We start from the raw sequence: 16,080 nt of genomic DNA, 5'->3' as shown, positions 1-16,080 counted from the left end.
CCGCTTCCAGCAGGTCTTCGTCGGCGAGCCGACCGTCGAGGACACCATCCAGATCCTGCGCGGCATCCAGGAGAAGTACGAAGCCCATCACGGCGTGCGCATCACCGACGCGGCACTCGTCGCGGCGGCCACGCTCAGTGACCGCTACATCACCGGCCGCCAGCTGCCCGACAAGGCGATCGACCTGATCGACGAGGCGAGCTCGCGCCTGCGGATGGAGCACGAGTCGAGTCCCGAGGAGATCGACCAGCTGCGCCGCCAGGTGGACCGGCTCAAGATGGAGCAGTTCGCCCTCGATCGCGAGACCGATGCCGCGTCGCAGGAGCGACTCGAGGTGCTGAAGGCCGACCTCGCCGACAAGGAGGAGGAGCTCCGCGGGCTCGAGGCGCGCTGGGAGCGGGAGAAGTCAACGCTGGAGGGCGAGGGTGAGCTCCGCCGCCAGCTGGATGCGTTGCGCATCGAGGCCGACAAGCTGTTGCGTGACGGCGACCTCGCCGGAGCGAGCAGGATCAACTACGAGTCGATCCCGGCGCTGGAGAAGCAGATCGCCGCGGCTGAGTCCTCCGAGGAGGAGGTGGCCGAGAAGCTCGTGGGCGACGAGGTCGGCGCCGAGCAGATCGCCGACGTGGTCGAGGCCTGGACGGGCATCCCCACCGGCCGGCTGCTGCAGGGCGAGACGGCCAAGCTTCTCGAGATGGAGTCGGTGATCGGCGCCCGACTGATCGGGCAGCGCAGCGCCGTACAAGCCGTGAGCGATGCCGTACGCCGCTCGCGAGCCGGCATCTCGGACCCGAACCGTCCCACCGGCTCGTTCCTCTTCCTGGGCCCCACCGGCACCGGCAAGACCGAGCTGGCGAAGTCGTTGGCCGACTTCCTCTTCGACGACGAGCGGGCGATCGTCCGCGTCGACATGAGCGAGTACTCCGAGAAGCACTCGGTCTCGCGGCTCGTCGGCGCACCGCCCGGCTACGTCGGCTACGACGAGGGCGGTCAGCTGACCGAGGCCGTCCGGCGGCGGCCGTACAGCGTCGTCCTGCTCGACGAGGTGGAGAAGGCGCACCCGGAGGTCTTCGACATCCTGCTGCAGGTGCTCGACGACGGTCGCCTGACCGACGGCCAGGGCCGCACGGTCGACTTCCGCAACACCATCCTGGTCCTCACGAGCAACCTCGGCTCGATGTTCCTGGTGGATCCGACGATGTCACCGGAGGCCAAGCGGGAAGCGGTGAGGGGTGTCGTGCGCTCGTCGTTCAAGCCCGAGTTCCTCAACCGGCTCGACGACGTGGTCGTGTTCGACGCCCTCAGCAAGGACGACCTGGCGCAGATCGTCGACCTCCAGCTCGCCCTGTTGGAGCAGCGGCTGGCGGTGCGGCGGATCACGATCACGGTGACCGACGCTGCGCGCGCCTGGCTGGCGGACACGGGCTACGACCCGGCGTACGGCGCCCGCCCGCTCCGGCGGCTGATCCAGACCGCCATCGGCGACCCCCTCGCCCGCATGCTCATCGGTGGCGAGGTCACCGACGGCGGCACGGTGAAGGTGGACGTCGGGGAGGGCGGGCTCGTCCTCAGCTGAGGTGTGGTGGGGGTCTGACGTTCGGTTCCCCCGGCTACCCGGGGGAATCGAACGTTCGCGCGTGTTGCAACACGTGTGAAGGTGACGGAAACCGGGTGAAGTCCGCGTGGTCGAGTAGCCGGACTCAGGCGGGTGACCGGGCCTGGGGGGATAGGGGCGGATGGCCGACGACCTCGACGCGCTGCGCCAGGACGAGAGGCCAGTCCCAGCCCGGCGGCGAACCTGGCCGCTCGCGCTGGGTGCCACGGTGGTGATCGTTGCGCTTCTCATGTGGATCACGCACGAGCTGGTGGAGTGGTGGGCGGCGGAGATCTACTGCGGGTGGTTCCTCTGCTGACGCGCGGGCAGAGCTCAGCCCCGAGGCGTACGCCGCAGCCAACCCCCGCCGAAGAGAGCGCCGAGCACCAGCACCGGCTGGAAGAAGAGCCGGACCAGCCGCGCGCGGTCGGTGTCGAGGCCGAAGGCGTCGACCCCGTCGACGTACTGCGCGATGTTGCCCGGGAAGATCGCCACGAAGAACGCGGCGAGCAGGCCGCCGACGAGTCGCTGGTGCCGCGGCAGGGCGACGAAGGCAGCGCCCAGGCCGATCTCGACGACGCCGGAGGCGATCACCGTGAAGTCCTCGCCGAGCGGGAACCACGACGGCACCTGTGCGCGGAACTCCTCGCGGTGGGTCGTCAGGTGCAGCACGCCCGCACCCACCATCGCGGCGCCGAGTCCCAGCCGGGCAGCGGTGCGTGCAGCAGGGCTCATGGACTCACCCTAGGGGGAGGACCTTGCCGGGATTCATGAGTCCGGCCGGGTCCAGCGCCTGCTTCACCGCGCGCATGAGCGACACCTCGACCTCGCTCTTGTACGCCGCAGCGGCGGCCGCCTTCGCCGAACCGAGACCGTGCTCGGCGCTGATGGAGCCGCCGAGCTCGACGGTGAGGTCGTGCACGATCCTCGACAGCTCCTCGCTGCGCGCGACGAACGCCGCCGCGTCCAGTCCCTCGGGCCGGCTCAGGTTGTAGTGCAGGTTCCCGTCGCCGACGTGGCCGTAGACGACAGGGCGGATCCCGGGCATGGCACCCTCGAGCGTCGCTGCAAGGCGGGCGACGAGCTCGTCGAGCGCCGAGATCGGCACGGACACGTCGTGCTTGACCGTCGGACCGAGGGACTCCTGGGCCTCCGAGATGCGTTCGCGCAATGACCACAGTCCGGCCCGCTGGGCGGGCGATCCCGCGACTGCCGCGTCGAGGACGAGACCCGTCTCGACCGCTGCTCCGAGGGCCCGCTCGAGGTCGTCGTCGACGCTCGCACCCGCGGGGCCGGCGAGCTCGATGAGGCCGAACCAGTCGGCGTCGGAGGAGAGCGGGTCCTGCAGGCCGGCGTCGAGCACGAGCGCGAGCGCCGGTCGGGCGACCAGCTCCCAAGTGGTGAGCCGCTCGGCGGCGTACTCACGCAGGAGGGGGAGCAGCGACGCAGCGGCAGCCACCGACGGGAGAGCGACCCAGGCGGTGGCGCGAGCAGGTGTCGCGGGCTGGAGGGTGAGAACTGCCGCAGTGACGATGCCGAGCGTGCCCTCCGCGCCGATGAAGAGCTGGGTGAGGTCGTAGCCGGTGTTGTCCTTGCGCAGCGATCGCAGGCCGTCCCAGACCCGACCGTCGGGCAGCACGACCTCCAGTCCGAGCACCCGCGCGCGCATCATCCCGTAGCGCAGGACGGCAGTGCCGCCGGCGTTGGTGGCGATGTTGCCGCCGATGGTGCAGCTGCCCTCCGAGCCCAGGGAGAGCGGGAACAAGCGGTCCACCGAGGCCGCCGCAGCCTGCACGTCAGCAAGCACGCAGCCGGCGTCGACGGTGATGGTCCCGCCGACCGCGTCGACCTCGCGGACGCGGCGCATGCGCCCGAGCGAGACCACGAGCTGGGTGCCGTCGTTGCTCGGCACGGCCCCACCGCTCATGCCGGTGTTCCCACCTTGAGGCACGACCGCGACGCCGGCGTCGTACGTCAGACGCACCACCGCGGCCACCTCAGCCGTGCTGCCGGGCCGCACCACGGCGAGTGGCGTGCCGCGATAGGCACCGCGCCAGTCCGTCCCGTACGCCGCAAGGTCGGCCGCGTCCGTCAGCACGTGATCGGCTCCGATGGCAGCACGGAGGTCGTCGAGCAGCGAGGTCACGCAGATCTCCTTCGAGGTCGGGTCCCTGGCACCATCCTGCCGGGTCGCTGGGGGGCCGGACAGGATGACGTCATGAGCGATCCCCGAGTCGTCCGTATCGGTCCGTTGGTGGTGCCCCTGCGCGAGGCGCTCGAGCGGGAGTACGCCGCCCCGTTGCTTGCCGACCTGGTGCGCCCCACCGGCGGCCTCGCCGTCGCCGTGACGGGAGGGGGAACGGTGGTCGGCGCCGCAGAGATGGATGCATTGCCGGACCTCGGTGCGATCGTCAACTTCGGCGTCGGCTACGACACCATCGATGTCGAGGAAGCCGCTCGTCGGGGCATCGTGGTGTCCAACACCCCGGACGTCCTGACCGACGCGGTCGCCGACTTGGCCGTGGTCCTGGTGATCGACGTGCTACGAGGGGTGAGCGCCGCCGATCGCTTCGTCCGCCGGGGCACGTGGTCCGCCACCACGCCGTTCCCGCTGGCGCGTGAGGTGCGAGGCTCGGTCGTCGGCATCCTGGGTCTGGGTCGCATCGGTCGAGCGGTCGCCCGTCGCTTGGCTCCCTTCGGCGCGCAGATCGCCTATCACTCGCGCAACTCCCAGGACGTCAGCTGGACCTACCACCCGACCGCGGCCGGGCTGGCGGCCGCCAGCGACGTCCTTGTCGTGCTGACACCCGGGGGTCCGGACACAAGGCATCTCGTCGACACGGCTGTTCTCGACGCCCTCGGACCGGACGGCTTCCTGGTCAACGTCGCGCGTGGATCGGTCGTGGACCAGCGCGCGTTGATCCTCGCCCTCGAAGAGGGTCGCATCGCAGGAGCCGGCCTCGACGTCTACGCCGACGAGCCCCACGTACCGGCCGCCCTCCTCGATCGTGACGACGTCGTCCTCCTGCCCCACATCGGCAGCGCCACCGTGCAGACGCGAAGCGCGATGGCCGCACTCGCGCTCGCGAACGTTGCCGCGTTCCTTACTCGAGGCGAGCTGGTGACACCGGTCAGGACGTCGCCCGACTGATCGCGTCCTGCTCGTCGGCGTCGCTGAGGCCACCGACGAGAGCTCCCGGGACCCTGGACCTGAGCGCTCCCGGGGTGGGCTGAGCCAAGTCGGGCAACCGCCGAGGCCCGGCGCCGTCGACTACGCGGTGATGGCGTCGCCGTGCAGCCGGGCGTCGACCAACCGGTCGCGCAGCCGCACGAGGTCGGTGACCGCGTCGAGGAACCGCGTCGTGCTGTCGCCGACCTCGACGCCACCGAAGTAGTGGTGCCGCATGGCGAGCCGGTCGAGGTGGAGCTCGTCGTGCCACAGCCGGGTCGCCAACAGGTCGGTGAGCCCGTCCACGGTGGACTCGTCGACGACGTCGGCGCACCGGCCGACGGGCACCTCGTCGAGGAAGCGGGCGCCGTCGCGGTGCCGGTCGGTGATGACGATGGGCTTGTCCGTGCACAGGTAGAGCCAGTCGAGACCCACCGAGGAGACATCGGTGACCATTGCGTCGCAGTCGGGCATCACGGCCAGGATGTTGCCGGTCAGCACGGCCGTGTGGCCACCGTCGGGATCACTCGCGACGGCCGCGGCGACGAGGTCGAGGATCGCGTTGTGCCCGGCCTGGATGGCGGGGGCGAGGGACGAGGTCACCTTGGGGTGCGGCTTGTAGACCAGGCGCACCTCGGGGATCGCAAGGATGCGGCGCACGATCTCGGGTCCGATGGTGTCGACGGACGTGTAGTCGTTGTACTCCGCGTCGCCCTCCCACGTGGGGGCGTACAGGACGGTACGCCGAGCGCTGGGCGCGAGGAGGCCATCGGGTCGCAGGTCCAGCTGGGGCCGCCCGACCTGCACCAGCCGGGCCGGGTCGAACTCCAGCAGGCCGTCGAGGTGTCGACGGACAGCGGCCTCACCGGCGACGAAGACGCGGTCGTAGGCCTTGGCGTTGTTGCTCGCCATGCTCTGCTTGTCGCTCTCCCCGTGATTGATGTGCACGTGCAGCTTCCGGCCGTCCACGAGCGACTGGAAGTTGAACGGCGAGTTGTTGCAGTACAGGACGACCTTGGCGTCGCTGGCGGCGTACAGCTCGGTGAGCTCGGGGAACGTCGGTGCCAGGTGGATGGGGAGACTGGTCCGCTCACCCACGAGCACCGCGACGTCGGCGTCCCGGACCACGATCGCCACCCGGTGGTGCGCGTGCAGGCCCTCGAGGACCTCCAGCCACTGGATCAGCTGGTAGCTCCGCGTGGGGTCGTCTGCATAGTACGCAAGGACGTGGGCGTCGTTCACGTACGGATTCTAGTGTGCGCTGTCCACCCGGCTCACCGAAACGTGTCACGGTGTCCACATGCCCCGCACGCTCGACGCCGACTACCTCGTGGTCGGCGCAGGCGCCACCGGGATGGCCTTCGTCGATGCGCTCATCGACCACTCGGGTGCACGCGTCGCCCTGGTCGATCGTCGCGACGGCGTCGGCGGGCACTGGCTGGAGGCCTATCCGTTCGTCCGGCTGCACCAGGCGTCGGCGTTCTACGGCGTCGCGTCGAGGCTGCTGGGCGGTGGCAGGCACCAGGAGAGCGGGCCCGAGGCCGGGCTCCAGGAGCGCGCGACGCAGTCGGAGATCACCGGCTACTACGCACAGCAGCTCGACCGGGTGGTGAGGACGGGACGGGTCGAGTTCCACCCCGCCAGCGACTACGTCGGCGGTCGTGGTGTCGTCTCGCGCATCACCGGGGAGCGCCTCGAGGTGCCAGAGACGTGCCGCGTCGTCAACGCCCACCACCTCGCCCCGCGCATCCCGGCGGAGACCCCTCCGCCGTTCGCGGTTGGCGACGGCGCTCGCGTGGTGCCCGTCAACGACCTGGTGCACCTGACCGAGGCGCCGGGCCAGTACGTCGTGGTCGGCTCCGGGAAGACCGCGACCGACGCGTGCATCTGGCTGCTTGCCCAGGGGGTCGACCCCGACGCGATCTGCTGGGTACGACCGCGGGAGCCCTGGATGCTCAACCGCGCCAAGGTGCAGCCCGACCCGGCGATCTTCCTCGGGATGGCGGCCGACGTCATGGAGGCGGGTGCGCGAGCCACGTCGCTCGAGGACCTGTTCCTCCGCCTGGAGGACGCCGACGTGATGATGCGTCTCGATCGCTCGCGGCTGCCCACGATGGCCAAGGCGCCCACCCTGGCGCGGTGGGAGCTCGACGAGCTGCGCACCATCGAGGACGTCGTACGTCGCGGGCACCTCACCTCGGTGGAGCGAGGCCGCCTGTGCTTCGCGGACGGGTCGGTCGAGGTCGCAGTCGACGCGGTCGTGGTCCACTGTGCCGCGGACGGACTGAGAACCCCACCACTCGTGCCTGTCTGGCGACCCGACGACATCACGCTGCAGCCCATCAGGGCGGGATTCCCGTGCTTCGGAGCCGCTCTCGTGGGGTACGTCGAGGCCACCCGCACCGACGACGACGAGAAGAACCGGCTGTGCCCGCCGTCGCCGTACGGCAACTCGATGGCGGAGTGGGCGGACATGACCGTCCGGGGCACCCGGGCCGCGATGTCCTTCGCCGCCGAGCCCGACATCAAGCAGTGGGCCGATGGGGTCGCGCTCAACCCGGCCCGCGTCCCCCCCGGCCATCCCGCTCCGGCGGCGCTCGACGAGGCGCGGGAGCGGCTGGCCGTGCACACGCAGCCGGGGCTGGCGCGACTCGCGGAGCTTGCTGCCGGCTGAGTCGACGCGCGGTGGAGCCGGCTCGTGAGCGGGCTCAGAACGTCCTGGGGCGCTGGTCGGCGTACCCCTCGCGAAAGCTGGGCCGCGACGGCGTCCAGCCGGTCGAGCGCAGCCGGGCGTTGGACAGGCGCTTGCCGTGGCCACGGGCGGGTTCTGCGGTGGGCGGTGCAGGTGCGTCGAGGCGGGTCGCGAGGAACGCGGCCACGTCGCCGAGCTGGGCCGGCTGGTCGTCGGTGCCGAGGTAGAGCCGTTGCGGCGGTTCCGGGCGGGTGAGCAGGTGCACGACCGCAGCAGCGGCGTCGTCGCGGTGGATGCGGTTGGTCCAGCGGTGCGGGTCGTCGATCCGGCCCTCACGCACCTGGTCCAGCAGCCGGGTGCTGGGGCCGCCGTACAACCCGGACAGGCGCAGCACGGTGCCGTCGGGCAGCAGCTGGCTGAACAGCTCCTCGGCGGCCACCAGCATCCGTCCGGGGCCGTCTTGGGGACTCACCGGTGCGGTCTCGTCCTGCAGGGGAGGCAGGTCCGAGGCGCCGTGGACCGCCGTCGACGAGACCAGGACGGCTCGCTCCGGAAGCGATCCGGCACGCGCGAGAGCATCGAGAGCCCGCCCCATTCCCTCGACGTACGTCGCCCGGTAGGCCTCTTCGCTGCGCGGTCGCGCGGTGAGGGCGACCACGAGGAAGCGGGGCCGCGCGCCCCGGAGGTCGGGCGACTCGCGCGTCAGGTCGACGGACAGGCCGCGGAGCGGTGGTGGCACCCGGTCGGCGTTGCGGCGTAGCGCGAGGACGTCGAGCCCGCGCTCCGCGAGGCGTAGACCCACCGCTGACCCGAGGTCTCCGCAGCCGACGAGCAGGACGTCCGGGGTCACGCCCCGACCGTACCCGCCGACCACCACCCTGGGCCTCCCAGCCCACCCCGCGCTGGTGATACTGGGGTCCATGACCTCGGCGATGCCCTTCGGATCCCTGACCATCGAGTTCGACGCGCACGTGCTGGAACCGCGACCGTGGGTCCTGCTGCAGTCGGAGTGGGCGGCCGAGCTCCTGGAGGCGGCACCGCCGGGACGGGTGCTCGAGCTGTGCACGGGAGCAGGGCACATCGGGCTGGCGGCGGTCGTCGACAACGAGCGCGAGCTCGTCGCCGTCGACGCGGATCCGGACGCCTGCGAGTGGGCGCGACGCAACGCGGAGGCCAACGGACTGGGAGCGCGGGTGGAGGTGCGGCACGTCCGGTTGGAGGACGCCGTGGGTCCGGACGAGAGCTTCGTACTCGTCATCGCCGACCCGCCGTGGGTGCCGCGGGCCGACGTGGGTCGCTTCCCGGAGGACCCGGTGCTGGCGATCGACGGTGGGACCGACGGGCTCGACGTCGCCCGTGCCTGCCTCGACACGGCTGCACGGGCACTGGTCCACGGAGGCTCGCTGCTCCTCCAGCTGGGCAACGACGACCAGGCTCGTGCCCTCGACGACGCGCGGTTCCTCGAGGTCGACCGGCGTCAGGGCGAACGCGGGATCGTGGTGCGGCTCGACGTCGCGAGCGCCCCCGACTAGGTGCTGCTGCGCGCCCCGTCGGCGATCAGCTTGTGGGTGCCGTCGCACCACGGCGCACGTGACGTGCGTCCGCACCGGCACACGGCGCTCACCGGTCGGGTTGTGGCGTGCTGGGTGCCGTCTGCGTCCTCGATGACCGCCTGCCCGCGCACGAGCATCGGGCCGTCGGGGCACAGCACGATGTCCGCCCTGGTCTCGATGTCCGCGTTGGTCTGAATCTCGGTCTCGGTCTCGGTGTCGTCGGGGAGGCTCACGCGACCTCCCACCGCTCCAGCATGGCGCTCGCCGTCCGCGCCTCGAGGTCCAGGCAGGTCCACGCGCCCAACAGCACGTCCTCGGCGAGGTCGGGCTCGCGCGCCACGAGGCCACCGCAGATGTCGCGCAGCGCGACCTGCTCGTGCACAGCGTCGGCCTCCACGTGCTCCTCGTAGTAGGCCTGGATCTCGTCGGGCAGCTCCAGGCGGGCGAGACCCTGGGCCAGCTGCCGCGACGGGACCGAGCTCGTCGCCTCGAAGGCGGCGAAGTGACCGAGAGCGGCTCCGCGCAGTCGTCGGTGCATCCCGAACATCGAGCCCGCGTTGTTCTGCTCGAGGACCTCGGTGATCGCCTCGTCGGCGTACTGTCCCGGCTCCGCGCTCAGGCCGCACGCGACCATGCCACGAGCGAACAGCTCGTGGTGGAGGCGCTGGGGGTCGCCGGCGCCGTATTCGTCGAACTGCACCTCCACCAGCGCGGTCTTGGCCCGTCCGCCCGGCAGCCGCGGGACGACCCACGCCGTCGGGTCCGCCTCCTTGAGGTGGTAGATGGACCGCTGCCGCAACAGCTCGAGCGCCTGCTCGCGGGACCCGTGCCGCTGGAGGTGTCGGGCCAGGGAGGGTCCATCGTCCGCGGCGATGAGTCCAGCGAGGTCGGCGACGAAATCGTCCGTGCGCTCGATGGTCGGGAAGCGCTTGCGCAGCCGCTGCTCGAGGCCGCCCTCGAGGCGCCAGCGCAGAACCAGCAGGTCGGGGTGCCACTCCCACCGCTCGTCGACGTCGGTGAACCCGCGGTAGCTGAGCTCGTGCAGGACCCAGAGGGCCAATGTCTCGTCGGCCGGGCCCGGTGCGTCGGAGGACCCGTCCACGGGTTCGCTGTCCGGCCACGCGGGGAGCTGCTCGACGAAGTTCCCCCCGAGGCTCTGGACCAGGACCTCGCTCAGGGGACCGCGGGGGGCAGGAAGGGAAGCCATGGCCCAATTCTCACAGGTGGCTGGTCGCGGGGTCACCTCCCTGAGTGGGGGGAGTCGGGTGGCGTACGCGCGTGCTGCGGGCGCCGCAGGTGAGGCAGATGAGCGCTCCGACCACGTCGGTGGTGGAATGACGGCGTGAGCACCACGACCGCGCGTCCGCGCCAGACCACCATGGCCGGCGTCATGGTGATGCTGGGCGCCACCTTCGTGGTGATCTCGGTCTGGGACATGGTCTCCCGGCTGCGGTCCCTCGAGACCCGCGAGTGGATCGAGAGGTTCCTGGCCGACGGCCCCGGCGGCGCGTCCGTCATGTCGGTCGAGTCGATGATCCAGACGTTGCACGTGATCGCCCTCCTGTCGGCCGCCTGCGCGGTCGCCGCGGTCGCCCTCGGCTGGCAGGTGTTGCAGCGCAGCACCGGCGCCCGCGTCGCGTTGTCGGTGGTGGCGGTGCCCCTGTTCCTCACCGGCCTCGTCTCCAACGCGTTGGCGGCGCCGCTGGTGGCCGCTGCGACCGTGTTCCTGTGGCTCTCCCCCTCGCGGGAGTGGTTCGCGGGACTCCCCCTCCCCGAGCAGGGCGGCCAGCGTCAGCCGTCCCGCATGCAGGTGTGGGAGCAGACGTCCAACCGGGACTCGCAAAAGACATCAGGTCAGGCGGAGAAGCCGGCGAGCAAGGCCCCCGTGCTGGGTGCGGGCGAGAGCTCGTCGGCGACCGGATCGACCGGATGGTCGGTCTCGGGGGGTGTCCACGACCGGCGACCGGACGCGGTCACGGTCGCTTTGGTGCTGACGATCGTCGCGGCCAGCATCGTGTTCATCATGATCGTGAGCGCCTTGGCGCTGCTGGTCTCTCAGCCGGACGTCTTCCTCGGTGACCTGCGTCGGCAGCTCGCCGCGCTCGCGGACGGTCCCTGGACCGACGCCTACCTCGCGCGGGCGTCCTACCTCGTCGGCGCGGTCATGCTGGCCTGGTGCGCCGGGGCCATCGCCCTGGCGTTCCTGATGGCCAACCGGCGGGCGTGGGCGGCTCGTGGGCTGATGATCTGCGCCGTCGTGTGTGCCGTCCTGTGCATCGTGGCCGCGCTGGTGCTGCGAGAGGCGGTCATCCCGGGCATTGCTGCCGCGGCGACGGTGAGTTGCCTGCGCCGTGCCGACGTGCGCACATGGTTCGACGGCGGCTGAGTCCCAGATGAGGGCCCGCTGAGCGCACTCAGGCCGTGAGGTCCGCGGCCGCCAGTCGGCGTACGCCCTCGGAGATGAGATCGGGCTGCTTGCAGAACGCCCAGCGCACGAGGTGCCGTCCGGCGGCGGAGTCGTAGAAGGCCTGGTTGGGGATCGCCACCACACCGGCCCGTTCGGGCAGGGCCAGGCAGAACGCGCGCCCGTCCTCCCAGCCCAGGTGGCGGATGTCGGTCGTCGCGAAGTAGGTCCCCTCCGGCACCCGGGCAGCGAGCCCGGCCGCTGCGAGACCGGTGACGAGCAGGTCGCGCCTCGACTGCAGCGACCGCGCGAGCTCGCGCGGCCAGTCCGGCTCGTGGTCGAGGGCGTGCGCGACGGCTGGCTGCAGCGGCGCCCCCGACGTGAACGTCAGCCACTGCTTCGCCGCCACGACCGCGGACACGAGGTCGGGCGGGCCGGTGGCCCACCCGACCTTCCACCCGGTGAAGGAGTAGCTCTTGCCGGCGCTCGACAGCGTGAGCGTGCGTTCCCACATGCCCGGCAGCGTCGCGATCGGGACGTGCCCCTCCGCTGACGTCGCGTCGTCGAAGACGAGGTGCTCGTAGACCTCATCGGTGATCACGACCAGGTCGTGCTCGATCGCAACGTCCGCGACAGCAACCAGCTCTGCCCGCGTGAGGACCGTGCCCGTCGGGTTGTGCGGTGTGTTGATCAGCATGGCTCGCGTGCGCGGACCCACCGCCGCGCGCAGGGCGTCGACGTCGAGGCGGAAGTCGGGCGCCTGCAGCGTCACCGGTCGGCGTACGGCGCCGCACATCTCGATCATCGCGAGGTAGGAGTCGTAGTAGGGCTCGAGCACGACGACCTCGTCGCCCGGGTCGATCAGCCCGAGCAGGGCGGCAGCGATGCCCTCGGTGCAGCCGGTGGTGACGCAGACCTCGCGGTCGGGGTCCACGTCCAGCTCGTAGTGGCGATGCTGGTGTCGGGCGATCGCCTGCCGCAGGTCCGGGACGCCGATTCCCGGGGCGTACTGGTTGGCGCCGCGTTCCAGCGCCTCGACCGCAGCCGCTATCACCGACGGCGGGCCGTCCACGTCGGGGAAGCCCTGACCCAGGTTGATCGCACCCGTCCGGACGGCCAGTGCGGACATCTCGGAGAAGACCGTCGGGGGGATCGAGCGGACCCGTTGAGCGTGGCTGCGCATGCCGTCGACCCTAGGACACCGGGCAGTGCGAGAATCCCCGGCATGGCCGACCCGACCCTCGCCGCCGACATCGATGCTGCCTGCCGACTCACGGGCGAGTTCACGCTCCGCTCGGGGCAGGTCGCCGACACCTACTTCGACAAATACCTCTTCGAGGCCCAGCCCACGCTGCTCGCCCGGGTCGCGGAGCAGATGGTCGACCTGCTGCCTGACGACACGGAGCTGCTGGGTGGGCTCGAGCTGGGGGGCATCCCGATCGCCACCATGGTCAGCGCCAGGACCGGCACCCCCGCCCTCTTCGTTCGCAAGCAGGCCAAGGAGTACGGCACCTGCAAGCTCGCCGAGGGCCCCGACGTCGCCGGCCGACGGGTCACGATCATCGAGGACGTCATCACCACCGGTGGTGCCGTGCGCGACGCGACCACCGCGCTGCGTGAGGCCGGTGCCCTGGTCGAGATCGTCGTCTGTGCCATCGACCGGTCACCTGCGGGGGAGAACCCGTTGGCCGACGTGGGTCTGGAGGTCCGGTCGGTGCTCACCCGAGCGCAGCTGGACGCCGCTCAGACGTCCTGACCGGCGATGTCGCGGTCGGGCACGCCGTCCCGGTCGTTGTCCTGGGCCGCGGGCCCTGAGGTGCGCCTGTGCCGCCAGCCCTCGAAGAGGATGGGCAACAGGGAGAAGGCGAGAATGACGATGATCGCCTTGTCGATGTTCTCGCCCAGGGACTCGAACGTAGCCCCCAGGAAGTAGCCCAGGAGGATGATCGAGAAGACCCACCCCAGCGCGCCGACCATGCTCCAGAGGAAGAACCGTCCGCGGTCCATGCGCGTCACCCCGGCGACCACGGTGACATAGGTCCGCACGAAGGGCACGAAGCGGCCGATCACGAGGGCCTTGTTGCCGTGCTTGTCGAAGAACGCCGTCGTCTGGTCGAAGTACTTGCGCTTGAGGATCCGGCCGTCGCGCTCGTAGAGGCTCGGACCTATCGCGCGCCCGCTCTCGTAGCCGGCGACGTTGCCCAGCACGGCAGCTGCGGTGTACAGCGCGAGCGCGACGACCAGCTCGAGCCACTGCGGGCCGCCGAAGACATCGATCTGTCCGGTGGCGATGAACAGCCCCATCGCGAAGAGCAGCGAATCTCCCGGCAGGAACGGGAAGAACAGTCCGCACTCGACGAAGATGATGGCCAGGCTCAGCCAGAACAGCTCGTCGCCGAACCGGTCGAGGAGCCAGTTGGGGTCCATCCAGTCCATCCCGAGAAGCAGGGGCTGGAGCTCCATCAGCAACGTCACGCGCTCACCCTATCGGGGCCTAGGGTTCCTGCCATGGACGAGCAGCGGGCGCCGTACGACCCGATGCCGCATGGTCCGGCGGAGGTCGGGCTCGGTCCCTGGGTGGGCGAGTGGCCCGAGGGGGAGCAGTACGACCCCGCGCTGCTGCGCGAGGGCGACCGGCGCAACGTCGTGGATCGCTACCGCTACTGGACGATGGCGGCCATCGTCGCCGACCTCGACACCCGACGGCACGCCTTCCACGTCGCGATCGAGAACTGGCAGCACGACTTCAACATCGGCACCGTCGTGCGCACCGCCAACGCGTTCCTGGCGGCCGAGGTCCACATCGTCGGCAACCGTCGCTGGAACCGTCGTGGGGCCATGGTCACCGACCGCTACCAGCACGTGCGGCACCACGAGAGCGCCGCCGACCTGGCGGCGTACCTCCACGGCATCGACGTCCGGCTCCTGGGGATCGACAACCTGCCCGGGAGCCAGCACCTCGAGACGATGGCGTTGCCCCGGGAGGTCTGCTTCCTCTTCGGCCAGGAGGGCCCGGGTCTGTCCGCGACGGCACGCGAGGCCTGCGACGGCACGTTCTCGATCGCGCAGTTCGGCTCGACCCGCTCGATCAACGCGAGCGCGGCGGCGGCGATTGCGATGCACTCCTGGATCCGGGAGTACGCCGACCTGTCCGCCGACGACGCCTGGCGCGGCTGAGCTCAGGCCGGCAGCAGGAAGTTGAGCGCCGAGCGGCCGCGAGCGGCGTGCAGCAGCACCTGGTCGGCGCTGATCCCGATGGCGGCGGCCACCTCGTCGACCGGCAGGTCGAGCCAGTCGTGCAGGACCAGGGCCTTGCGCTGGATGGCGGTCAGCGACTGGAGCCCGTCGAAGAGAAGGGACTCGTCCTCGATCGGGTAGCCGTCCCCGTGGGCGTTGCAGCTGCGCGGGGTGGGGGAGTCGGTCACCGCCACCCGCGCCAAGGTGCGGTGGACGAATGCGTCGGCGTCCTCGGGGCGGGCGACCCGGTGCCATCCCTCGTCGAGCCGGGTGAGGATCTCGCCGACCAGGGCCTCGGCCTGGGCCCAGTCACAGCAGATGGCGTGGGCCAACCTGCGGATGTGCGGCTCCCGCTCAGCTGCGTAGTCGACGAACGCCGGGCCCGTGGGTCGTGCGCGTCGGCGCCACCGCGTCGCGCGGGACGTTGCGATGTACGCCGCATGCGGCCGGTCGGTGCCGTCGAGCGACGAGTCGATCTCGTGCGCCCAGTCGATGCTGCTGGTCATGACGGTGCCCCCTTGGCCCGGATCGGGCAGTTTTGTTCCTGCACCAATGACGCAGCCGGGACGCAATTGGTTGCCGCGCCGTGACTGGTCCAGACCAGTTGCCCAAGCGTCCCGGGGCCTTCCGTGCCCATCGCCTCGGCGTTCGCCGACCCGGGAGTAGCCACTAGGGTCGTGGCGACAAGCACAGATGTCTTCCGAGGAGCGCTCACATGCCCATCGCAACTCCTGAGGTCTACGCGCAGATGCTGGATGCCGCCAAGGACAAGTCCTTCGCGTTCCCGGCCATCAACGTGTCCTCGTCCCAGACCCTCAACGCCGCCCTCAAGGGCTTCGCCGACGCGGGCTCCGACGGGATCATCCAGATCTCGACCGGTGGCGCCGAATATCTCTCCGGACCCAGCATCAAGAACATGGTGACCGGTTCGGTGGCCTTCGCGGCGTACGCCGCCGAGGTCGCCAAGAACTACCCCGTGAACATCGCGCTGCACACCGACCACTGTCCCCAGGACAAGCTCGACGGGTTCGTCCGGCCCTTGATCGACATCTCGGCCGAGCGAGTCGCTCGCGGCGAGGCGCCGCTGTTCCAGTCGCACATGTGGGACGGGTCCGCCGTGCCGCTCGACGAGAACCTCCAGATCGCCGAGGAGCTGCTCGCGAGGTGCGCGGCCGCCCACATCATCCTCGAGGTGGAGATCGGCGTGGTCGGAGGCGAGGAGGATGGCGTCGCCAACGAGATCAACGACCAGCTCTACACGACTCCGGAGGACGCCCTGGCGACGGTGCGCGCACTCGGCGCCGGCGAGAAGGGCCGCTACATGACGGCGCTGACCTTCGGCAACGTCCACGGTGTCTACAAGCCCGGCAACGTCAAGCTGCGCCCCGAGATCCTGCGAGAGGCGCAGGCCGCGGTCGCCGCCGAGCTCGG

At 70.8% G+C, this 16,080-nt stretch carries 18 protein-coding genes; 9 read left to right on the top strand and 9 right to left on the bottom strand.

Annotation, left to right across the window (positions count from 1 at the left end; all coding sequences use genetic code 11):
- A partial coding sequence (locus JWN68_RS13050; protein WP_297739580.1) for an AAA family ATPase occupies positions 1-1,576 on the top strand: 1,576 nt, incomplete at its 5' end.
- Positions 1,577-1,736: 160 nt separating this feature from the next.
- Entirely contained in the window at positions 1,737-1,913 is a 177-nt protein-coding gene (locus JWN68_RS13045) for a hypothetical protein (protein WP_297739578.1), read from the top strand.
- A 14-nt stretch (positions 1,914-1,927) separates the two neighbouring features.
- On the opposite strand, the gene JWN68_RS13040 is transcribed toward JWN68_RS13045, so the two are convergent.
- Positions 1,928-2,329, bottom strand: a complete 402-nt coding sequence (locus JWN68_RS13040; protein WP_297739576.1) for a hypothetical protein — start codon at positions 2,327-2,329, stop codon at positions 1,928-1,930.
- A gap of 4 nt (positions 2,330-2,333) precedes the next feature.
- Positions 2,334-3,740, bottom strand: a complete 1,407-nt coding sequence (locus JWN68_RS13035; RefSeq protein ID WP_297739574.1) for an FAD-binding oxidoreductase — start codon at positions 3,738-3,740, stop codon at positions 2,334-2,336.
- 72 nt (positions 3,741-3,812) lie between these two features.
- Here JWN68_RS13035 and JWN68_RS13030 point away from each other — a divergent pair, with 72 nt between their 5' ends.
- Positions 3,813-4,745, top strand: coding sequence for a 2-hydroxyacid dehydrogenase (locus JWN68_RS13030; RefSeq protein ID WP_297739571.1), 933 nt, complete (start codon positions 3,813-3,815; stop codon positions 4,743-4,745).
- Between the two features lie 120 nt (positions 4,746-4,865).
- Here JWN68_RS13030 and JWN68_RS13025 read toward each other — a convergent pair whose 3' ends face one another.
- On the bottom strand, positions 4,866-6,005 hold the full coding sequence (locus JWN68_RS13025; RefSeq protein WP_297739569.1) for a CDP-glycerol glycerophosphotransferase family protein: 1,140 nt from the start codon (positions 6,003-6,005) through the stop codon (positions 4,866-4,868).
- A 58-nt stretch (positions 6,006-6,063) separates the two neighbouring features.
- On the opposite strand from JWN68_RS13025, the gene JWN68_RS13020 reads away from it, so the two are divergent.
- A complete protein-coding gene (locus JWN68_RS13020) occupies positions 6,064-7,437 on the top strand; it encodes an NAD(P)-binding protein (RefSeq protein WP_297739567.1) in 1,374 nt (457 codons plus the stop codon).
- Between the two features lie 34 nt (positions 7,438-7,471).
- Here JWN68_RS13020 and JWN68_RS13015 read toward each other — a convergent pair whose 3' ends face one another.
- A complete protein-coding gene (locus JWN68_RS13015) occupies positions 7,472-8,305 on the bottom strand; it encodes an NAD-dependent epimerase/dehydratase family protein (RefSeq protein WP_297739565.1) in 834 nt (277 codons plus the stop codon).
- A gap of 70 nt (positions 8,306-8,375) precedes the next feature.
- On the opposite strand from JWN68_RS13015, the gene JWN68_RS13010 reads away from it, so the two are divergent.
- Positions 8,376-8,987, top strand: a complete 612-nt coding sequence (locus JWN68_RS13010) for a methyltransferase (protein WP_297739562.1) — start codon at positions 8,376-8,378, stop codon at positions 8,985-8,987.
- Here the strand turns inward: JWN68_RS13010 and JWN68_RS13005 are convergent.
- Both JWN68_RS13005 and JWN68_RS13000 read right to left on the bottom strand, forming a co-directional pair.
- Entirely contained in the window at positions 8,984-9,241 is a 258-nt protein-coding gene (locus JWN68_RS13005) for a CDGSH iron-sulfur domain-containing protein (protein WP_297739560.1), read from the bottom strand. The two genes, JWN68_RS13010 and JWN68_RS13005, sit on opposite strands and share 4 nt — an antisense overlap.
- On the bottom strand, positions 9,238-10,215 hold the full coding sequence (locus JWN68_RS13000) for an iron-containing redox enzyme family protein (protein ID WP_297739558.1): 978 nt from the start codon (positions 10,213-10,215) through the stop codon (positions 9,238-9,240). The genes JWN68_RS13005 and JWN68_RS13000 overlap by 4 nt, the downstream gene beginning before the upstream one ends.
- Before the next feature lie 135 nt (positions 10,216-10,350).
- Between JWN68_RS13000 and JWN68_RS12995 the strand changes: the two genes are divergently transcribed.
- Positions 10,351-11,394 (top strand): hypothetical protein, encoded by a 1,044-nt coding sequence (locus JWN68_RS12995; protein WP_297739557.1) that lies wholly within the window; start codon positions 10,351-10,353, stop codon positions 11,392-11,394.
- A 28-nt stretch (positions 11,395-11,422) separates the two neighbouring features.
- Here the strand turns inward: JWN68_RS12995 and JWN68_RS12990 are convergent, their stop codons facing one another.
- Positions 11,423-12,595, bottom strand: coding sequence for a pyridoxal phosphate-dependent aminotransferase (locus JWN68_RS12990; protein WP_297739556.1), 1,173 nt, complete (start codon positions 12,593-12,595; stop codon positions 11,423-11,425).
- Positions 12,596-12,637: 42 nt separating this feature from the next.
- Between JWN68_RS12990 and pyrE the strand changes: the two genes are divergently transcribed.
- Positions 12,638-13,168, top strand: a complete 531-nt coding sequence (gene pyrE / locus JWN68_RS12985; protein WP_297739554.1) for an orotate phosphoribosyltransferase — start codon at positions 12,638-12,640, stop codon at positions 13,166-13,168.
- On the opposite strand, the gene JWN68_RS12980 is transcribed toward pyrE, so the two are convergent.
- The gene (locus tag JWN68_RS12980) at positions 13,156-13,887 is read right to left on the bottom strand and encodes a VTT domain-containing protein (protein ID WP_297739552.1); all 732 of its coding nucleotides are present in this window, start codon (positions 13,885-13,887) and stop codon (positions 13,156-13,158) included. The two genes, pyrE and JWN68_RS12980, sit on opposite strands and share 13 nt — an antisense overlap.
- A gap of 33 nt (positions 13,888-13,920) precedes the next feature.
- Between JWN68_RS12980 and JWN68_RS12975 the strand changes: the two genes are divergently transcribed.
- Positions 13,921-14,589, top strand: coding sequence for a TrmH family RNA methyltransferase (locus JWN68_RS12975; RefSeq protein ID WP_297739551.1), 669 nt, complete (start codon positions 13,921-13,923; stop codon positions 14,587-14,589).
- A 2-nt stretch (positions 14,590-14,591) separates the two neighbouring features.
- Here JWN68_RS12975 and JWN68_RS12970 read toward each other — a convergent pair whose 3' ends face one another.
- Positions 14,592-15,155, bottom strand: coding sequence for a sigma factor-like helix-turn-helix DNA-binding protein (locus JWN68_RS12970; protein ID WP_297739549.1), 564 nt, complete (start codon positions 15,153-15,155; stop codon positions 14,592-14,594).
- 209 nt (positions 15,156-15,364) lie between these two features.
- Here JWN68_RS12970 and fbaA point away from each other — a divergent pair.
- Positions 15,365-16,080: class II fructose-bisphosphate aldolase (fbaA, locus tag JWN68_RS12965; protein ID WP_297739546.1), on the top strand; the 716-nt coding region annotated here is incomplete at its 3' end.

Origin of the sequence: Nocardioides sp. (assembly GCF_025964975.1) — a bacterium.
Lineage (GTDB): Bacteria > Actinomycetota > Actinomycetes > Propionibacteriales > Nocardioidaceae > Nocardioides.
The sequence above is the reverse complement of the archived record's forward strand: the minus strand, read 5'-3'. Positions and strand labels throughout refer to the sequence as shown.